The following is an 18,548-nucleotide window of genomic DNA, read 5'->3' on the forward strand; positions in this document are numbered from 1 at the left end:
GTCGCCCCTATGATCACGGCAACGAAGCTCGCGAAGAGGTACGGCGACCGGGCCGCCGTCGACGACCTCTCCTTCGAGGTGACGCCCGGCACGGTGACCGGGTTCCTCGGCCCGAACGGGGCCGGCAAGTCCACCACCATGCGGCTGATGCTCGGCCTCGACCACGGCGAGGGCGAGACGCTGTTCGACGGCCGCCGGTTCGCCACCATCCGGCGGCCGATGCGGGAGATCGGCACGGTGCTCGAGGCGCGCGCGTTTCACCCGACCCGCAGCGCCCGCAATCACCTGCGCATGCTCGCGGCCGGCAGCGGCATCGACTATGCCCGGGTCGACGAGGTCCTCGAGATGGTCGGCCTGGCCGACGTGGCCCGGCACCAGCCGAGAAGTTTCTCGCTCGGCATGGCCCAGCGGCTCGGCCTGGCCCAGGCGATGCTCGGCGACCCCGCGACGCTGGTCCTGGACGAGCCGGCGAACGGCCTGGACCCGCACGGCATCCAATGGCTGCGCGACATCCTCAAGTCGCTGGCCGCCGAGGGCCGCACGGTTTTCGTGTCCAGCCACCTGCTGCCCGAGATGGCGTTGATGGCCGACCGGCTCGTGGTGATCGGGCGCGGCCGGATGATCTACCAGGGCGACGTGGACGGTTTCGTCCGCGAGTTCACCCGCTCGACCGTCGTCGTGCGCAGCCCGAATGCCGATTCACTTGTCGCCGCGCTGAGCGCGGAGGGCGTCGCCGCAGAAACTTTCGAGGATGGAGCGCTGCGGGTTTCCGGCATCGAGGCGTCCGAGGTGGGCGAGGCCGCGTTCCGCGCCGGGATCGTCCTGCACGAGCTGACCACCCGCACGGCCTCGCTCGAGGCCGCGTTCATGACCGCCACGGGAGACGACACGCTATGAGCGAGGCGCTGCGTTACGAGCTGGTGCGGCTGCGCACCCTCCGGTCCACCTATTGGCTTCTCGCTTCGGGGCTTGCGCTGAGCGCGCTGGCATCGCTGCTTTTCGCGTACGGGTCGCGCACCCTTCCCCTGACCCCCGAGATCGTCGCCGACGTGGCCGCGGCCGGCGGCGCCTCGCTGCCCATCCCCCTGCTGGCCGCGTTCGTCGCGGCCGTCGGCATCCTCGCCACCGGCCACGACTACCGGTACGGAACGATCCAGCCGACGCTGACCGCGATGCCGCGACGCACCCCGCTGCTGGTCGCGAAAGTGTTCGTGGTCGGCGCCACGGCCGTGCTGGTCGCCCTCGCCTCGCTGGCGCTGAACCTCGCCGCCGGCATCCTGGCGTGGCACCACTTCCCCGACCTGACCGAGCCGCCGCTGGGCCAGATCCTGACCGGATACGTGCTGCTCACGCTGCTCTGGTCGGTCGTCGGCGTGGCGCTGGGCCAGCTGTTCCGCGGCGTGCCCGGCCCGCTGGTGGTGATGCTGGCGGTCCCGATGCTGGTCGAGCAGGTGATCCTGCGGCTGCAGTTCGTCCCGTCGTTCGACTGGGTGGCGCCGTACGCCAGGTTTCTGCCGTTCACCGCGGGCATGCAGCTGGTGACTTTCGCGGGCGAGGCGTCCGGCGGCAGCGCCACCGAGCTGGACATGCTCTCCCGCTGGCCGTCGGCCGCCGTGTTCGCCGCCTTCACCGCCTTTTCGCTGGCCGCGGCGCTGATCCTTTTCAACCGAAGGGACGCGTGACCCATCGAAACATTTGCAATAATGTTCACGCCGTGGCAGAACTCGAGCAGTTCGGTTACAGGCAGGAGCTCAGCCGATCGCTGAGCTTCACCGACCTGCTGATCTACGGGCTGATCTTCATGGTGCCGATCGCACCATTCGGGATCTTCGGAAGCGTCTACAGCGGCTCCGGCGGCATGGTCGCGCTCGCGTACGTCATCGGCATGATCGCGATGATGTTCACGGCGCTCTCCTATTCGCAGATGGTCCGCGCCTTTCCCATGGCCGGCTCGGTCTACAGCTACGCGGGGCGCGGCATCGCGCCTCCCGTCGGTTTCCTGGCGGGGTGGGTGATCCTGCTCGACTACGTGCTGGTCCCCGGCCTGCTCTATCTGGTCGCGAGCGTGGCCATGCACTCGCTGGTGCCGGGGATACCGGTGTGGCTGTGGCTGGTCGCGTTCGTCCTGCTCAACACCGTCGTCAACTATCTGGGCATCCAGATGACCGCCCGCGTCAACAAGCTGATGCTGGTGGCCGAGCTGATCATCCTTGCGATCTTCCTGGTCGTGGGCCTGTGGGCCCTGTTCTCCGGGAAGGTCCACGCGGATGCGGGTTTCTGGGCGCCGCTGTTCAACGCCGACACCTTCGAATGGTCGGTCGTCTTCGGGGCGGTCTCCATCGCCGTACTTTCGTTCCTCGGTTTCGACGGCATCTCGATGCTCGCCGAAGAAAGCCGCGAGGACGCGCGCCAGATCGGCCGCGCCATGGTCGGCGCCCTCCTGCTGGCCGGCACCCTGTTCATCGTGCAGACCTGGGTGGCCGCTCTGCTCGTACCCGATGCTCCTGGTCTTCTGGCGAACGGTGACCCCGAGGGGACCGCTTTCTACGACGCGGCCCGTGCCGCCGGCGGTGGCTGGCTTGCCAGCCTGACCGCCCTGGCCACCGCGATAGCCTGGGGTTTCGCCAACTCACTGGTCGCGCAGGCCGCCACGAGCCGCCTGCTCTACGCGATGGCCCGCGACCGCCAGATGCCGCGTTTCCTCGCGAAAATCAACGAGCGTCACAAGGTTCCCGCCAACGCCACGCTGCTGGTGGCCGCGGTCTCCCTGGCGCTTGGCCTCTACATGGCGTCGCGCGACGACGGCATCTCGCTGCTGTCCACCCTGGTGAATTTCGGCGCGATGACGGCTTTCCTGGCGCTGCACGTCGCCGTGGTGGTGCACTACGTGGTGCGGCAGCACAGCCGCGACTGGCTGCGGCACCTGGTCGTCCCGGTGCTCGGCTTCCTGATCCTGCTCTACGTGGTGATCAACGCGGACATCGCGGCGCAGACGCTCGGTTTCATCTGGCTGGGCATCGGCGTGATAGTGCTGATCTCGTTCTACGTCAGCGGCCGGCGCCCGCAGCTCGCCGGTCTCTCGCAAGGGAGCGAGTCGTGAAGTACGTACCCGATGTTTCAGAGTTGTCGTACACGTTCGGTGGGCGCGAGCCGGTCCGCAGCGTGAAGCCCGGCACGATCGTCGAGCTGTACACCGAGGACTGCTTCGGCGGCCTCGTCCGGGACGTCACCGACCTGCCGTCGGTGGTCTGCGAGTTTCCCTATCTCAACCCGGTGACCGGCCCGTTCTTCGTCGAGGGCGCCGAGCCCGGCGACACCCTCGCGGTGCATTTCGTCGCCATCACGCCGGCCCGGGACTGGGCGGTCTCGTCGACATTTCCGCATTTCGGCGCGCTCACCGGCACCCACACCACGGCCACGTTGCATCCGCCGCTCGACGAGGTGGTCTGGCGCTACGACGTGGACGTCGACGCCGGCTGGGTGCGCTATCACGCCCGGCGCGGCGACTTCAGCATGGAGCTTCCGCTGGATCCCATGCACGGTACGGCGGGAGTGGCGCCGGCCGCGTTCGAGTCGAGGATGACGATCGTCCCCGACGTGCACGGCGGAAACATGGACACGCCGGAGCTACGGGCGGGCACCACCGCGTATTTCGGCGTCAACGTGCCCGGCGCGTTGTTCGCCCTCGGCGACGGCCATTGCCGCCAGGGCGACGGCGAGGTGTGCGGCACGGCCGTCGAGGCCGCCATGAACACGGTGGTGATCCTCGACGTCATCAAGGGCGCGGCCACACCGACGCCGCGTTTCGAAACCGACGATGCGCTGATGTCGGCCGGCTCCGCACGCCCGCTGGAGGACGCCTACCGCATGAGCCAGCACGACCTGATCACCTGGACCGCGGAGATGACCGGCCTCGACACCCTCGACGCCTATCAACTGATCAGCCAGGCCGGCACCGCTCCCGTCGGAAACGTGTGCGACCCGAACTACACGATGCTGGCGAAGGTCCGGAAGAAGTATCTCGGCGGCGTGGACGCGTACGAGGGCATTCACGCCCGCCTCCGACAGACGGCACGCGAAGTCAGCCGTTAGGGCGACTCCCCGGCAGCGACGAACGCCGTTGGGCGTATGTGCGGCCGGTCTCCAGGGCTGGTGGCCGGCCGCGCTCACCAGCCCTGCACCGGCCCGCATGGAGCCATCGTCGTGTCGCAAGAGCCGCAGCCGAAGCGGAAGAGGGACCCGCTCCTGATCGTCGCCGTCGCCGTCCTTTTCGCCCTGAGCGTGTCTGGCGTAGCGCTGGCGAATTTCCATTCACTTTCCGAGCCGGTCTCCGCGCCGAGGCCCGAGCCGAAGTCGGCCGGCATGAACACCCCGGTCCGGGACGGAAAACTCGAGTTCACCGTCACCCAGGCCGCCTGCGGCAGCAGGACCCTGGGCGATGACGCCGTCGTGCGGCGAGCGCGTGGCGAGTACTGCCTGGTGGGCGTGACGGTCAAGAACCTCGGAATCGAGGCGCGAACGTTCGCCGGCGGCTCGCAGACAGCGCTGGACGCGAAGAACGTCGCGTACCCGAACGACGACAGCGCCGAGTTCCCGGTCAACCCGGGCGTCCAGGCGTTCCTGGAACAGATCGGCCCCGGACGCTCGGCGAAGGGAACGCTGGTCTTCGACGTCCCGACCGGCACGAAACTGACCGCGGTCGAGCTACGCGACTCGTTCCTCACCGCCGGTGTGCGGGTCCGGCTGAGCTAGGCCGTGCTCCAGGCTCGGCATCAGCCCGAGCACGTGAACCGTCCGCGAGCCGACGGTCACGGCCGGCCGGGCCGCCTCGACCGGATAGACCAGCGTGCACTCGGCGAGAGCGAGCCGCTCGCAGTAGGTGACCATCTGGTAGACGTCGGCCCGGTCGGGCGCGTGGTCGGGCCACTTGTACTTGGCGTCGTAGAGCGCGACGAGCCGGTCGCCATCCCAGACCGTCGCGTCGGCCTCCGCATTCTGCCCGTCTTTCGTCAGCGGGAACGAATACGGTGCGCGCACATCGTGGTGCGGCCATTTCCGGCGAAGCCACTGCGCGACGTAGGTCTCCCAGACTTTGGGCATGTGGAACAGCAGCGAGCCGCCCGCGAGCCCCGACGACGCGGGCGCCATCGACTGGGACCGCAGAATCGTCTCGGCCAGCGCGAGCGCGTTCCGGTAGTGCGCGGTCAGGTTCGTCAAATGCATACGGCCGACGTCGTCCGCCCGCCATGGCTCGCGCGAGACCCGGCCGAACGCCGGCCCGAGCGCGGCCAGCCGCGTCGCGGACTCCCGGGCGAGGGGGACCCGCACGAGAACGTCCAGCGCCGCCGCGAGCGCCCGGTTCTCCTTGACGTCGACGGTGAGACGCCGGGCGATCGTGGCGAGTTTGTCCGGCCTGGCGCCCAGCCTCCCGAGGTGATGGGCGACATCGAGGCGCCCCGGGTACGGCGGGCGCACGTGGCGCACCGGAACGTACCCCTTGGCCAGGCCCCGGCCGACCAGGTGCTCGACCTCCCGGGCGAACGCGAGCGCGATGGCGTCGGCGAGGAACCGGCTCGCGACGGCGTCCGCGGGCAAGGTGCCGGCCAGGACGGGCCGCCGGCCGGACTGGCGGATGAGCTCGACGACGTCGGTCAGCGGAAACCGGCTCCGGAAGTCGATCCATCGCCCAGAGGGCAGGCCGAGCCGGCCGACGAACGGCCCGGGTGTCACCTCGAAGATGCCCGGCTCGCGGGTGGGCGCGATGCTCTGCAGAACGCGCTGCCCGGAGGCAGCGCGCACGAGACCGAGCAGGTAGTCGAGCTCAGCCGGCGCCAACGGCAGGGCCGCCGCCCGGTACTCCACCACCTCCACGGTCAGGCTTCCTCGGACAGCATCTTGGCGACGCTCGCGTCGAGGTCGTTCAGCCGCGACCGATGCTCGAACCAGTACTCGGTCAGGTACGGCAGGCCACCATCGCCCGGCACCGGCCGCAGCCCTTCGATGAAGTCCTCGTAGGAGAACGACGGGTGAAACTGTACCGTTTCGACCCTGCCGCCCGCCCCCGCGAGATGACGGCCGATCTCCTCAGCGGAGGCCTCTCGTCGGTCACGTCGTGCCCTCCCCCAGTTACCGGATGCCCGAGCTTCGCACACGCGCGGTGATCTCCATGACGCGACACGCCGACACATCATCTGGGGTTGCACTGGCACCCCCGTACCCATATATGGTGTCTCTCGCAGCTGGTTCGGCCCTCCGATGCGGAGGGTCGAGGCAAGAGGGAACCCGGTGGAAATCCGGGACTGCCCCGCAGCGGTAAGTGGGAACGAAAGCCGTCACGAGCACTGGGCCCGGGCCTGGGAAGCGACGGCCGGTAGGCGTACGTGTCATGCCCACGAGTCCGAAGACCTGCCAGCGCGCCGCATGCCGCCCGGTATGCGGCGGTCGAAGGCCGCGCGGGACGGCCGACGCCATCAGCCGGCTTTCGTTGCCGGTGGCGTCCTCCTGCGCGTCCTTCACCACGACGAGGGGGACGGACATGCAGGTGCGCAAGCGCAACGGCGACCTGGAACCGGTCGACGTCAACAAGATCGTGCGGGCGGTCGAGCGGTGGGTGGCCGGCCTGGACGAGGTCGATCCGCTGCGGGTCGCGACCAAGACGATCAGCGGGCTCTACGACGGCGCCACCACCGCCGAGCTCGACAAACTTTCCATCCAGACGGCCGCCGAGCTGATCGGCGAGGAGCCACAGTACTCGCGGCTCGCGGCGCGCCTGCTTTCGGCGTACGTCGACAAGGAAGTGCGGCTGCAAGGCGTGGCCAGCTTCAGCCAGTCGATCCGCTACGGCCACGGCCTGGGCCTGATCGGCGACGCGACCGCTGAGTTCGTGGCCCGCAACGCGCGAAAGCTCGACGACGCGATCGACCCGGCAGCGGATCGGAGGTTCGAATACTTCGGCCTGCGCACCGTGGCCGACCGCTACCTGCTGCGCCATCCCCAGCTGCGCACCGTCGTCGAGACGCCGCAGTACTGGCTGCTGCGCGTCGCCTGCGGCCTGTCCGAGACACCGGCCGAGGCGATCGGCTTCTACCGCCTCATGTCGTCGCTGGCGTATCTGCCCAGCTCACCGACGTTGTTCAACGCCGGCACCCGGCACACCCAGATGTCGTCCTGCTTCCTGGTCGACTCGCCGCGCGACGAGCTCGACTCGATCTACGAGCGCTACCACCAGGTCGCGAAACTTTCCAAGTTCTCCGGCGGCATCGGCATCTCCTGGACCCGCGTGCGGGGCCGGGGCGCGCTGATCCGCGGCACGAACGGCAAGTCCAACGGCATCGTCCCGTTCCTCAAGACGCTCGACGCCGGCGTGGCCGCGGTCAACCAGGGCGGCCGCCGCAAGGGCGCGGCCTGCGTCTACCTCGAGCCGTGGCACCCGGACATCGAGGAGTTTCTGGAGCTGCGCGACAACACCGGCGAGGACTCCCGCCGCACGCACAACCTGAACCTGGCCAACTGGATCCCCGACGAGTTCATGCGCCGGGTCGAGGCCGACGAGGACTGGTCGCTGATCGACCCCTCCGACGCGCCCGAGCTCCCCGACCTGTTCGGCGAGGAGTTCGACCTCGCCTACCGCAACGCCGAGAAAAAGGCCGTAAAAACCGTCAAGGCCCGAGATCTGTACGGCCGGATGATGCGCACCCTGGCCCAGACCGGCAACGGCTGGATGACCTTCAAGGACCGCTCCAACGCGCTGTCCAACCAGACGGGCGCGCCGGGCAACACCATCCACCTTTCCAACCTGTGCACCGAGATTCTCGAGGTGAACAGCGACGACGAGACCGCGGTCTGCAACCTCGGCTCGATCAACCTCGGCGCCCACGTGACCGCCGACGGCGTCGACTGGGAAAGGTTGCGTTCGACGGTCCGGACCGCGGTTGTCTTTCTCGACCGGGTCATCGACATCAACTACTACCCGTCGCCGCAGGCCGCCGCCTCGAACCCCCGCTGGCGCCCGGTCGGCCTCGGCCTCATGGGCCTGCAGGACGCGTTCTTCACGCTGCGCCTGCCGTTCGACTCCGCGGATGCGAACGAGCTTTCGACCCGGGTGCAGGAGGAAATTTTCCTCACCGCCCTGGAAACCTCGGCGGCTCTGGCCACGGAATTCGGCGCCAACCCCGCGTACGAGAAAACCCGCGCCGCCCAGGGTGATCTGCACCCGGACCTGTGGGGAGTCTCGCCCGTCCAAACCGACCGGTGGGCGGCGCTGAAAGCGAAAGTTGCCGAGACCGGCCTGCGAAACTCCCTGCTGGTCGCGATCGCCCCGACCGCGACCATCGCCTCGATCGCCGGCTGCTACGAATGCATCGAGCCGCAGGTGTCCAACCTGTTCAAACGCGAAACCATGTCCGGCGAGTTTCTCCAGATCAACACCTATCTGGTACGCGAGCTGAAGACGCGCAACCTGTGGACGGCGCCGATCCGAGAGCAGATCAAGCGGGCCGAGGGTTCCGTGCAGGGCATCGCCGATCTGCCGGCCGACGTACGCGAAATTTTCCGCACCGCGTGGGAGCTTCCGCAGCGTGCCCTGATCGACCTGGCCGCCGCCCGCGCCCCCTACATCGACCAGTCGCAGTCGCTGAACCTGTTCCTGAGCGCGCCCACCATCGGCCGTCTTTCGTCGATGTACCTGCACGCCTGGAAATCCGGCCTGAAAACCACGTACTACCTGCGCTCGCGCCCCGCGACGCGCATACAGCAGGCGACGGTGTCCATCGCGCCGGTCGAGGCGGTCGCCTGTTCCCTGGAAAACCCCGAGTCATGTGAGGCCTGCCAGTAATGCTGCTCGACCCCGGAATGGACCTGACCCTGCGGCCGATGAAGTACCCGCACTTCTTCGACCGCTACAAGGACGCCATCAAGAACACCTGGACCGTGGAGGAGGTCGACCTGCACTCCGACCTGGCCGACCTCTCCCGCCTCTCCTCCGCCGAGCAGCACCTGGTTTCGCGCCTGGTCGCGTTCTTCGCGACCGGCGACACGATCGTGACGAACAACCTGGTGCTCAACCTCTACCAGCACGTCAACTCGCCCGAGGGCCGCCTCTACCTTTCGCGGCAACTTTTCGAGGAGGCCGTGCACGTCCAGTTCTATCTGAACCTGCTCGACACCTACGTCCCGTCGGAATCCGAAAGATTCGAGGCTTTCGCCGCCGTCGAGAACATCCCGTCGATCGCCCGCAAGGCCGAGTTCTGCTTCACGTGGATCGACTCGATCTTCGAGCTGCGCTCGCTGTCGTCGAAGGACGACCGCCGGGCTTTCCTGCTCAACCTGATCTGTTTCGCCGCGTGCATCGAGGGCCTGTTCTTCTACGGCGCTTTCGCGTACGTCTACTTCCTGCGCTCCCGGGGCCTGCTGAACGGCCTGGCGAGCGGCACCAACTGGGTTTTCCGCGACGAGTCCATGCACATGGCCTTCGCCTTCGACGTGGTCGACCAGGTACGCGCCGAGGAGCCCGACCTTTTCGACGCCGACCTGGAAACCCAGGTGCGGAACATGCTGGCCGAGGCCGTCGACTGCGAGGTCCAGTTCGCCGCGGACCTTCTGGAGCAGGGCGTCTCCGGCATGTCCCTCGCCGACATGCGCGAATACCTGCAGCACGTGGCCGACCGCCGCCTGGCCGTCCTGGGCATCGAGCCGCTCTACGGCAGCAAGAACCCGTTCGCCTTCATGGAGCTGCAGGACGTCCAGGAGCTTTCCAACTTCTTCGAGCGCCGCGTCTCGGCGTACCAGGTGGGAGTGACCGGCTCGGTCAGCTTCGACGACGATTTCTGAGCAGGCGATCCCAGTGCTGACGCCGGACCTCTTCCGGCGTCAGCACGCAGTCCCCGCATTTCCCGCCACCGGGAATCCGGTAGTACAAACAGCAGTTCCGCCGCACCAGGAACCACCGCTCCCACTCCGGGTCGGGCCGTTCCAACACCGCGGTTCCGTGGAGGGGCACCTTTTCCAGCAGCGCCTCCACCACCGCCGCCGCGCGCCCCGCATGCTCCGGCGCCGCGTCCGCGATCATCCCCGCGGCCCCGCCCAGGGCCGACGCGACGTTTCCCCAGAGCAGGTGTTCCGGCAACGAGAACCGCTTGCTCACCACCTGCAGCAGCGCCTCGACAGCGGAAAAATCAAAATCCCCGACACCGGCCGACTCGTACGCGACGGGCAGCGGCCCGCCTTCGACCGGCCGCCACCACAGCTGCCCGATTTCCGCCCGGGGCAGCACCCCCGTGCGAGCCACCGCCCCCAGCGGCGGCGACACCAGCCGCGACGCCCAGCCGAGAAACGTGATCGACGCGACCTCACGCTCGCCGATCTCGTCCACGCTCAGCCCAGACATCCGCACCAGCGTCCGCCGGGCGACCCCCACCCGCTCCGCCACGACGTCGGCGTCGAGCAACTCGCTCAGCGGACGCCATTCCTTACCGCCGTCCCACGGCTCCCAAGCGAAGTAGGGCCCGAGCGCCGCCGCCACCCGAAGGGCCTCCGATGGGGTCACCCCACCACCCTAATCAGGGCAGTTTGGCCACCGTCAGCAGCACGACGCTGTCCTGAAGGGCTTCGAGCGCGTGCCGCGCGTCCGGAATGATGAGCAGGTCACCGGCGCCCGCGTCCTGGCCGTCGTCGCCCGAGGTCAGCCGCACCCGCCCGGTCAGCACGTACAGCGTCGCCTCGCCCGGGTTCTCGTGCTCGTCCAGCCGTTGCCCGGCGATCAATGCGATCAGCGTCTGGCGCAACGTGCTGGCGTGCCCGCCGTGCACGGTGTGCGCGCTACGCCCGCTGTGAGCGTTGCGAGCCTCGGTGAGATTCTTCTCGGCGAGCTCGGTCAGGGATGTCTTGTCCACGCCTGAAGCGTCGTCCACCGGCGGTCCCGGGCGACAGGGACTTAGGTCCCGATCTAGGCTTCCGAGGTGGCTATCACCCTGTCCGCCGCCTGGGAGCTGAGCCGCCGGGATTCCGGCCTGGCCATCGTCTCCACGCTGCGCGCCGACCAGACCATCCAGTCCTCGCTGGTGAACACCGGCATCATCGGCGACCGCCTGGCCTTCGTCACGTACGGCAAGGTCAAGCTGGCCAACCTGCGGGCTCGCCCCCAGCTCTCCGTCGCCTTCCGTGACGGCTGGCGGTACGCGACCGTCGAGGGCCGGGCCGAGATAGCCGGCCCCGACGAGCTCGACGCCGAGGAACTGCGGCTGCTGCTCCGCGAGATCTTCACCGCCGCCGGCGGCACCCACGACAACTGGGACGAGTACGACCGCACGATGCGCGAGCAACGCCGCGCGGCCGTCCTCGTCAGCCCGTCCCGCGTCTACGGCAGCTGAACCCCGGCCGCCCACGCGCATTGGGACGTCGCCGCGCGGTGTGATGAGGTGCATGGCGCGGCGTTCCCCGGCACCGGCGACCCGGTGGTCGCGCTCGGCGCGACCACCGCGGGAGTCTTTCCGGCCGATGGGCGGGCAGGCGCCGGGCACCTACGATGAGTTGTCGGTCCGGCCCGCCCGGAGGTGTGACGTGCGTAAGCCCGGTCGCCCGAGCAAGTCGGACGAGGCCGTCCGTGACGACGGCCCCGTGATCCAGCGCCCGGCCGACCCCGCGGCGGTGGTGCAGCGTTACGCCGGCAACCGGGCCGTCACCCAGCTGCTGACCGGCCAGGGCGAGGCCCTCGATCCGGCGCTGCGGGCCCAGATGCAGGTCCAGCTCGGCGCCTCGTTCGATGACGTGCGGGTGCATCGCGGCCCCACGGCCGAGGCGGCGGCCGCCTCGGTCGACGCCCGCGCGTTCACGGTCGGCCACGACGTGGTCTTCGGCGCCGGGGCGTACAACCCGGCGAGCAGGGCCGGCCGGCAGACCCTCGCCCACGAGCTGACCCACGTCACCCAGCAGCGCGGTGGCCCGGCCGGCGGGACGCTGCAGCCCGAGGGCCTGGCCGTGAGCGACCCCGGCGACCGGTTCGAGCGCGAGGCCGCGGTGGCCGCCGCCGGCGTCGACGGCCCAGTCTCCCCAACTTCCGGCCCCATGATCCAGCGCCAGCCCAAGGCTCCGGCCCCCGCCGACGACACGGCAATCGCGGCCCCCTTCGAGCTCGGCGAGTTCCAGAACATCGGCAACTACCAGAGCGCGGCGATGGTCATCCGCTACTGGGCCGCCGTGCTGCAGGACGAGGCCAACCAGAACACCAAGGACGGCCTGGCCGCGCCCACCGACGTGGCCGAGATCGTCAAGGCCGCCCGCGAGAACGAGAACATCTGGGCCGGCGGCGGTTCCGAGCCGTTCGACAAGGGCAACGAGAAGGTCCTGCGGGACTGGTTCGAGAGGTACGCCAAGGCGATCAACAGCATGCGCTCGGAGCAGGCGGCCGAGGCCGCCCGGCGGGTCCGCGCCATCGTCGACGAGATGCAGAAGGTCCAGGCCGCGATGGCGGGGGCCGAGCCCGCGTTGCGCGAACGCCAGCGCAGCGCGTTCCGAGCCGGCAGCGAAAGCGAGCTGCTCAAGACGGCCGACGCGATCGCCACCGTTCTCGACACCGCGCTCACCACGAAATCGACCATCGAGGAGGCCCTGGCCTTCTCCGACAGCCTGCGCTTCCTCGGCGGCACCGGCCCCGGCAAGATCATCGACGTCTCCGGCAAGGTCGGCGGGGTGCTAGCAATCGCCGAAAAGGTCAACAAGTGGTACGCGGCCTTCCAGCTCGCTCGTACGGCCCTCGACCTGATGACCCCCGGCAAGACGTCCTCCGGGGACGCGATGAAGGGCGTGGCCGCCATGTCCACGATTATGTCGGCCGGTGGCACCCTGCTCGGCGCGAGCGCGGGCTTCACCCTCTATAGCAACCTCTACATCGGCCCGATGGTCAGCGCCTGCCTCGAGCAGCTCAAGCGGATCGAGGACACGCTGAGCCGCACCAACAACCGGGCATGGATCCAGATGGGCGAGTTCGACTATGTGAACTGGTCGATCGAGCCCGGCGGCCGGGAGCTGTTCGACTACATGCTGCAGGTCATGCGAGCCTCGACCTCGGCCGACCTGCCGATCCCCCGCGGCAAGGCCAACGACTACCTGGTCGACAACGAGGACGACTTCGACGCCGGCATCGGTGGCAGGGACGGCATGCCGATGACCGGACATCTGTGGTGGCGCGACACCGACGACGACAGCGTCCGCCCATGGCTGTTCCGCCACCGCAAGGACATGTGGGCCATGCTGTACGGCGACTGCCCCGTCCCCCGGTAGTCGGTGATGAATGTACCGGCTGAGCTACCGGGACGATGTACGCCGCCGGGGACTCGAACCCCGAACCCGCTGATTAAGAGTCAGCTGCTCTGCCAGTTGAGCTAGCGGCGCCTGGCGGGGACCCGGGGCGAGTCGAGCGCCCACGGGTGTTACTCCCAACGGTAGGGACCGTCGCCGGGCCCGACAACGCAATTTTAGCGGCGATGCCGGCGCAGCGGTCCCGGCCCGCTGCGTGGGTCGATGCGTCATCCTTGGCCGATGGATATCAGGCTGCGCCCGATCCGGGCGGACGAGGTGGAGTTGCTGCACCGGTTCCACCACGAGCCGGAGGTCGCGGGTCACAACTGGGTGGGGTTCCGCAGCGACAGTCACCTGGCCCGGGAGCACGCTGAACACGGCTTTCTGACCGAGGACCTGAGCCGGCTCGCGGTCGAGGTGGACGGCGAGCCGGCGGGCCTGGTGACGTACCTGAAGGGCCGCTTCGGCGTACGGGGTGACTACTACGAGATCGGCATCGCGCTGCTGCCGGAGTTCCGCGGCCGGGGGATCGGCTGGCGGGCGCAGGCGATGCTCACCGCGTACCTCTTCGAGCACATGCCGATCCAGCGGGTGCAGGCCGGCACGGCGGTCGAGAACGTGGCCGAGCAGAAGGCCCTCGTGAAGGCGGGTTTCCGCCTGGAGGGAGTGGTGCGGTCGGCCGAGTTCCGGGCCGGGCAATGGCGCGACGGCATGCTCTACAGCCGCCTGCGCGACGACCCGGCCCCCGAAGGGCTGTGATTCTCCGCTACTTGACGGCGGCGCCAGCGCAGCGGTCCCGGATGGAAGCTCCACCAGATGCGGCGCCACCAGGAGCGGCGGGCGCGCAACGCGGTGGCGTACGCGGTGGCTTGCTGCCCGGCCCGCGAGGCCTGCCCGTCGTTGGCCGCCCCGGGCGCGAAGCCGACCGTGTTGATCCCCGCGACGAGCTCATCAAGGGGCGGCAACGGTGGCTCGGCGGAGGACGCGGGCGCCGGGCCCGGCGTGGCGCGGCGGAGTCCGTTCCGTCGAGGAGGCGACGGCTCTTTCGCGTACGCGGCAGCCTCTGTCGCCGCCAGGTGGGACGGCATCGGCCGGCCCGCCAAGCGCAAGGCATCGCTCAGCTCCGACCACGCGCCCGCGATGCGATCGTCGGGAGTGCCCGCCGTCAGGCGGCGACGGCGCAGCGAGCGACGCATCGCGACCACCGACAGGGCCGCGGCGACCAGCACGAGCAGCAGCGAGCCCGACCCGGCGCCGGCCACTGCCACCGCGCCCGGACCGCCTTCGTGCGCGGCGGCGAGCACGGCCGGGGGCGCCGACGACGACGTGGACGATGCGGAAGGCGGCGGTTCGGAGGGCGGCGTCGGGGGCTTGGTGGGCTTGGGAGTGAAGTCTTCCTCGACCGGACGCGGGTTCCTGTTCTTCGGCATCGGGTCGAAGGGCACCCAGCCCAGCCCGTCGAAGAGCACCTCGGGCCAGGCGATCGCGTCCCCGCCGGTCACCGTGCCACCCGCGGCCGGCGCGTCGAAGCCGACCACGACCCGGCTCGGCAGGCCGGTGAGCCGGGCCAGCACGGCGAACGAGGCCGCGAACTGCTCCGACGTCCCCACCTGGCCGCCATGGTCGCGGGGACCGAAGAGGAAGAAGGACAGATTCGGGTACGCGTGGCCGCTCGGCGCGTCGGCGACCTTGCGGTAGTGCTCGGCGAGGAAGTCCTCGATGGCCGCGGCCCGGTCGTAGGCGGCGCCGTTGCCGTCGGCGAGCTGGTCGGCGAGCCGCTGGATCTGGTCGGGCACCTCGGCGCCGGCCGTGAGGTAGCGGGCCACCGTGGCGCCGGAGGGCACGTCGGCGGTGGGCAGCAGGTTGTAGTCGGGGGTCTGTTCCTCGGAGACGACGTCGTAGCGCAGCCCGGCGGTCAACTGCTCGGGCCGGATCACCGTGCCGGTCGTCGCGTCGAAGGCGACCCTGGCACCGGTGATCTCGGTGGGTGTGGGCACGACGGGGAGGAGCCGCCCGGTGAGACCGTCGATCGTGATCTGCTGCCGTACCTCATGAATTGCCGCGTCCGCGAGGCGCGGCTGCTGCGGAAGCACCTTTCCGGCGTTGCGGTAGGTCGCTCCGACGCGCCAGGTGATCCCGTCGTAGTCGGGCATCACTGCCAGGCGCAGCCTCACTTTCTTCGCACTGGCCGACACCTCGAGAAGCGGCTGTTGCGGGGCCAGCATCCAGCCCGAGATGCGGTTGAGCGGGCTCTCGTCGAGGCTGTCGACCTGCGGCGGCTGTACGTAGCGGCGCGGATCGACCGGCGTCGCCGAGACCTGCCCGCCGATCCAGGGCCCGATCGCCGCCGCGAGTGCCAGCACCGCCACCAGTCCCGCCGCTGCACCGGCGGCGGCCCTCCCCCGCACCTTCGACGGCGCCTCCACCTGGGCCGGCCGGGCGCTCGCCGCCAGCGCCACCACCGCCAGCCCCGCGAAACCGAGCGTCGTCCAGCCCCCCGCGGAGGCGTTGGGCCCGACCACATACAGCGCCCCCACATAGAGCGCGATCACTGGCGCCAGCCCGAGCAGCACCCGTCCCGCGCGCACCGCCACCTCGGCCGCCGCGAGCCCCGCCAGCCAGGCCGCGATCACCGGCACGACCACCGTGTCCGGCGTCGGCTCGACCGGGATCATGGCCGTGAGCAGCCGCGGAATCCCATTCGCCAGCGAGTCCCGGGCGATCTTCACGAGCGGACCGGTCATCTCGGCGCGGCCTGCGGCCACCTTCAAGACCACGATGGTGTACGCGGCCAGCAGCACCGCCGATAGGGGCGCCACCGCCCAGTTGGGCAGCCTGCGCGCCGCCACGCCCAGCCCGACGGACCCGAGCGCGGCGCCGGCGACGAGCAGGGCGAGCAGCGAATCCGCGTAGATCCGGCCGAGCGCCACGCCCGCCAGCGCGATCATCCCGGCCAGCGCGGCGGCCACCACGAGGGCGCGCACCCACCTCACCACCCGCGCATCCCGTCCCGGGCCGCCGCTCGTCACCACCCGCGCACCCCGTCCCAGGCCGCGGCGAACTCGACGCCGTTCTCGGCCTCGATCACGATGAGTCCGTCGCCGCTCGAGACCGGCGCCGCGTCCCGGTCGCCGAACAGCCCCGCGAGCACAACCGGGTAGGGCCCGCGCAGACCGCTGACCGCCCCGAGGTCGCCGCGCCCGCCCGGCCCGGTGAGGAACACGAGCGTGTCGCCGAGCCGCTGCGCGCGCAGCCGCCGCACGGTGGCCGCCAGCTCCCCGACTCCCAGGGTGGCTTCGGTGAGCACGTCGAGGAACGGCCCGCTCGCGGTGGAGGTGACCAGGTGCAGCGAGACGGGCAGGTCTTCGCGTACGGCGGCCGTGACGATGGAGGCCGCCGCCTCGCAGGCCGCCTCGAACGAGTCGGCGACACCGTCGCGCAGCTCAGGGTGGGCCGCGGCCCGGTCGTCGAGCAGCACCACGATCGTCGGTTCGGAGGTGTCGAGCTGCTCGCGGACCATGAGCTCGCCGACCTTGGCCGAGCTGCGCCAGTGCACCCGCCGCAGCTCGTCGCCGACGACGTATTCGCGCAGCGAGTCGAAGGTGATGGAGCCGTGCGGGACCTTGTCGATCCGCCCGTCGAGGCTTCGCGTGATGCCGGCCGGGACGGCCCGCAAGAGGTGGATCCGCGGGTGCACCCATACGTTCGCCGTGCCGCCATAGGTCCGCGCGAGCGTGATCAGCCCGAGCGGGTCGCCCCGGGTGACCCGCAGCGGGCCGATCGCCACCACCCCGCGCCGGCTGGTCGGGACGGGATAGTCCACGGTGGTGTCCCGGCCGGGGCGCAGCCGCAGCAGGGGGACGGGCACGGTCCGCGGGCCGCAGCGGTCGGTGGCGATGAGGTTGGCGGCCCTGACCCGGCTGGTGTTGCGCACGGTGAGCGTCATCCGGGCCGGCTCGCCGCGGGCCACGCGGTCGGGCTCGGCGAGCCGGTCGACGCCGAGCCGGGGCCGCCACAGCGCGAAGACGACGCCGCAGATCAGCGCGACGAGCGCGACGGCGCCGAGCAGGGCAAGGTCGGGATAGCCGTAGCGGAAGCCGCCGAGGAGCAGAACCGCGGCGCCGGACAAAAGACCGATTCCCCGCCCGGTGATGCCGCCGAGCCGCACCCGGAGTCGCGCCGGGCCGCTGCCGGTCGGCGGAGCGCTGCCGACCGGCAGCGGCGGCTCGGCGGCAGGGACGCCGTTGGTCCCGGTCACGCCCCGGCCGTGACGCGGTTGCCGTCGGGCAGCGGAACCGCCACCGACCGGACCGCGTCGTCGAGCACCTCGGCCGCCGTCACCCCGCGCAGTTGCGCGTCGGCCGACAGCAGCACCCGGTGCGCGAAGACCGGCCCGAGCAGCTCCTTCATGTCCTCCGGCAGAACGTATCCCCGCCCCTGGATCAGCGCGTAGGCGCACGCGGCCCGGGTCAGCGCGATCACGCCGCGGGGGCTGACCCCGACCCGCACCTGTGGATGGTTGCGCGTTGCGGCGGCCAGGCGCACCGCGTACCCGTAGAGGGGGTCGGCGATGTGCACGTGCATCGCCATCCGCACCATCTCGCCGATCATCGCGGTGTCGGTGATCGGCTCGAGCGCGTCGGGCGAGCGCAGCGCGGCGCCGCGCAGGACCTCGATCTCGACCTCCTCGCTCGGGTAGCCGACCGACAGCTTCACGAGGAACCGGTCGAGCTGCGCCTCGGGCAGCCGATAGGTGCCGTCCATCTCGACCGGGTTCTGGGTGGCGACGACGAGGAACGGCTGCGGCACCGGGTGCGGCACGCCGTCGACGGTGACCCGCCGCTCCTCCATCACCTCGAGCAGCGCCGACTGGGTCTTCGGCGAGGCCCGGTTGATCTCGTCGGCGATCACGATGTTCGCGAAGACCGGGCCCGGGTGGAACTCGAAGCCGCGGCTCGCCTGGTTGAAGATCGTCACGCCGGACACATCGGAGGGCAACAGGTCGGGCGTGAACTGGATGCGCCGCCACTGGCCCTGGATGGACGCGGCGAGCGCCCGCGCGAGGGTCGTCTTGCCCACGCCGGGCACGTCCTCGAGCAGGACGTGCCCTTGCGCGAACAACGCGGTGATCGCGAGCCGCACCACCTGCGGCTTGCCGAGCACCACCGCGCCGATCCGGTCGGCGAGCGCCGCGGCGACCCGGGCGAAGCCCTCGATGTGCTGCGGCGGCAGGGGTTCGGTGTGCACGTGGGTCG

At 70.2% G+C, this 18,548-nt stretch carries 17 protein-coding genes, 1 tRNA gene and 1 riboswitch; of the genes, 10 read left to right on the top strand and 8 right to left on the bottom strand.

What is annotated here, in order from left to right; translation table 11 throughout:
- Positions 1–9: 9 nt before the first annotated feature.
- From ACIA5D_RS41405 to ACIA5D_RS41425, 5 genes are all read left to right on the top strand, one after another.
- Entirely contained in the window at positions 10–897 is an 888-nt protein-coding gene (locus ACIA5D_RS41405) for an ATP-binding cassette domain-containing protein (RefSeq protein ID WP_396036039.1), read from the top strand.
- On the top strand, positions 894–1,682 hold the full coding sequence (locus tag ACIA5D_RS41410; protein WP_396036040.1) for a hypothetical protein: 789 nt from the start codon (positions 894–896) through the stop codon (positions 1,680–1,682). Before ACIA5D_RS41405 ends, ACIA5D_RS41410 begins: the two co-directional genes overlap by 4 nt.
- Positions 1,683–1,714: 32 nt before the next feature.
- Positions 1,715–3,100 carry an APC family permease gene (locus ACIA5D_RS41415; protein ID WP_396036041.1) on the top strand — a complete coding sequence of 462 codons (1,386 nt, stop codon included), beginning with the start codon at positions 1,715–1,717 and terminating at the stop codon, positions 3,098–3,100.
- Positions 3,097–4,092 (top strand): acetamidase/formamidase family protein, encoded by a 996-nt coding sequence (locus ACIA5D_RS41420; RefSeq protein WP_396036042.1) that lies wholly within the window; start codon positions 3,097–3,099, stop codon positions 4,090–4,092. Before ACIA5D_RS41415 ends, ACIA5D_RS41420 begins: the two co-directional genes overlap by 4 nt.
- Positions 4,093–4,203: 111 nt before the next feature.
- Positions 4,204–4,752, top strand: coding sequence for a DUF4352 domain-containing protein (locus tag ACIA5D_RS41425; RefSeq protein ID WP_396036043.1), 549 nt, complete (start codon positions 4,204–4,206; stop codon positions 4,750–4,752).
- Here ACIA5D_RS41425 and ACIA5D_RS41430 read toward each other — a convergent pair.
- Positions 4,705–5,871, bottom strand: a complete 1,167-nt coding sequence (locus ACIA5D_RS41430) for an McrC family protein (RefSeq protein ID WP_396036044.1) — start codon at positions 5,869–5,871, stop codon at positions 4,705–4,707. The genes ACIA5D_RS41425 and ACIA5D_RS41430 overlap by 48 nt on opposite strands.
- Positions 5,872–5,873: 2 nt before the next feature.
- Positions 5,874–6,152, bottom strand: coding sequence for a hypothetical protein (locus ACIA5D_RS41435; RefSeq protein ID WP_396036045.1), 279 nt, complete (start codon positions 6,150–6,152; stop codon positions 5,874–5,876).
- 71 nt (positions 6,153–6,223) lie between these two features.
- Positions 6,224–6,428: riboswitch (cobalamin riboswitch) on the top strand.
- 107 nt (positions 6,429–6,535) lie between these two features.
- Here ACIA5D_RS41435 and ACIA5D_RS41440 point away from each other — a divergent pair.
- Entirely contained in the window at positions 6,536–8,833 is a 2,298-nt protein-coding gene (locus tag ACIA5D_RS41440; RefSeq protein WP_396036046.1) for a ribonucleoside-diphosphate reductase subunit alpha, read from the top strand.
- Complete coding sequence (locus ACIA5D_RS41445) at positions 8,833–9,828, top strand: ribonucleotide-diphosphate reductase subunit beta (protein ID WP_396036047.1); 996 nt, start codon at positions 8,833–8,835, stop codon at positions 9,826–9,828. The genes ACIA5D_RS41440 and ACIA5D_RS41445 overlap by 1 nt, the downstream gene beginning before the upstream one ends.
- Here the strand turns inward: ACIA5D_RS41445 and ACIA5D_RS41450 are convergent.
- Together ACIA5D_RS41450 and ACIA5D_RS41455 are read right to left on the bottom strand one after the other, a co-directional pair.
- Positions 9,806–10,519, bottom strand: a complete 714-nt coding sequence (locus ACIA5D_RS41450) for a (2Fe-2S)-binding protein (RefSeq protein WP_396036048.1) — start codon at positions 10,517–10,519, stop codon at positions 9,806–9,808. The two genes, ACIA5D_RS41445 and ACIA5D_RS41450, sit on opposite strands and share 23 nt — an antisense overlap.
- Before the next feature lie 37 nt (positions 10,520–10,556).
- Entirely contained in the window at positions 10,557–10,889 is a 333-nt protein-coding gene (locus tag ACIA5D_RS41455) for a cupin domain-containing protein (protein WP_396036049.1), read from the bottom strand.
- Between the two features lie 66 nt (positions 10,890–10,955).
- On the opposite strand from ACIA5D_RS41455, the gene ACIA5D_RS41460 reads away from it, so the two are divergent.
- Positions 10,956–11,366: a TIGR03618 family F420-dependent PPOX class oxidoreductase gene (locus tag ACIA5D_RS41460; protein WP_396036050.1), complete on the top strand. Its 411-nt coding sequence runs from the start codon at positions 10,956–10,958 to the stop codon at positions 11,364–11,366.
- Positions 11,367–11,556: 190 nt separating this feature from the next.
- A complete protein-coding gene (locus tag ACIA5D_RS41465) occupies positions 11,557–13,275 on the top strand; it encodes a DUF4157 domain-containing protein (RefSeq protein WP_396036051.1) in 1,719 nt (572 codons plus the stop codon).
- 38 nt (positions 13,276–13,313) lie between these two features.
- On the opposite strand, the gene ACIA5D_RS41470 is transcribed toward ACIA5D_RS41465, so the two are convergent.
- A tRNA-Lys gene (locus ACIA5D_RS41470) sits at positions 13,314–13,386 on the bottom strand.
- A 147-nt stretch (positions 13,387–13,533) separates the two neighbouring features.
- On the opposite strand from ACIA5D_RS41470, the gene ACIA5D_RS41475 reads away from it, so the two are divergent.
- The gene (locus tag ACIA5D_RS41475) at positions 13,534–14,052 is read left to right on the top strand and encodes a GNAT family N-acetyltransferase (RefSeq protein WP_396036052.1); all 519 of its coding nucleotides are present in this window, start codon (positions 13,534–13,536) and stop codon (positions 14,050–14,052) included.
- On the opposite strand, the gene ACIA5D_RS41480 is transcribed toward ACIA5D_RS41475, so the two are convergent.
- From ACIA5D_RS41480 to ACIA5D_RS41490, 3 genes are all read right to left on the bottom strand, one after another.
- On the bottom strand, positions 14,010–16,277 hold the full coding sequence (locus ACIA5D_RS41480) for a DUF3488 and transglutaminase-like domain-containing protein (RefSeq protein ID WP_396036053.1): 2,268 nt from the start codon (positions 16,275–16,277) through the stop codon (positions 14,010–14,012). The two genes, ACIA5D_RS41475 and ACIA5D_RS41480, sit on opposite strands and share 43 nt — an antisense overlap.
- 41 nt (positions 16,278–16,318) lie before the next feature.
- Positions 16,319–17,461, bottom strand: a complete 1,143-nt coding sequence (locus ACIA5D_RS41485) for a DUF58 domain-containing protein (protein WP_396036068.1) — start codon at positions 17,459–17,461, stop codon at positions 16,319–16,321.
- 86 nt (positions 17,462–17,547) lie between these two features.
- Entirely contained in the window at positions 17,548–18,540 is a 993-nt protein-coding gene (locus tag ACIA5D_RS41490) for an AAA family ATPase (RefSeq protein ID WP_396036054.1), read from the bottom strand.
- Positions 18,541–18,548: the final 8 nt, after the last annotated feature.

It is taken from the genome of Actinoplanes sp. NPDC051513, from assembly GCF_044454685.1.
Classification (GTDB): Bacteria; Actinomycetota; Actinomycetes; order Mycobacteriales; family Micromonosporaceae; genus Actinoplanes.

Bases quoted from the DNA above. Each gene is read 5' to 3' on its own strand.
- ACIA5D_RS41405 (WP_396036039.1), top strand. From the start codon at position 10: ATGATCACGGCAACGAAGCTCGCGAAGAGGTACGGCGACCGGGCCGCC.
- ACIA5D_RS41410 (WP_396036040.1), top strand. From the start codon at position 894: ATGAGCGAGGCGCTGCGTTACGAGCTGGTGCGGCTGCGCACCCTCCGG.
- ACIA5D_RS41440 (WP_396036046.1), top strand. From the start codon at position 6,536: ATGCAGGTGCGCAAGCGCAACGGCGACCTGGAACCGGTCGACGTCAAC.
- ACIA5D_RS41445 (WP_396036047.1), top strand. From the start codon at position 8,833: ATGCTGCTCGACCCCGGAATGGACCTGACCCTGCGGCCGATGAAGTAC.
- ACIA5D_RS41475 (WP_396036052.1), top strand. From the start codon at position 13,534: ATGGATATCAGGCTGCGCCCGATCCGGGCGGACGAGGTGGAGTTGCTG.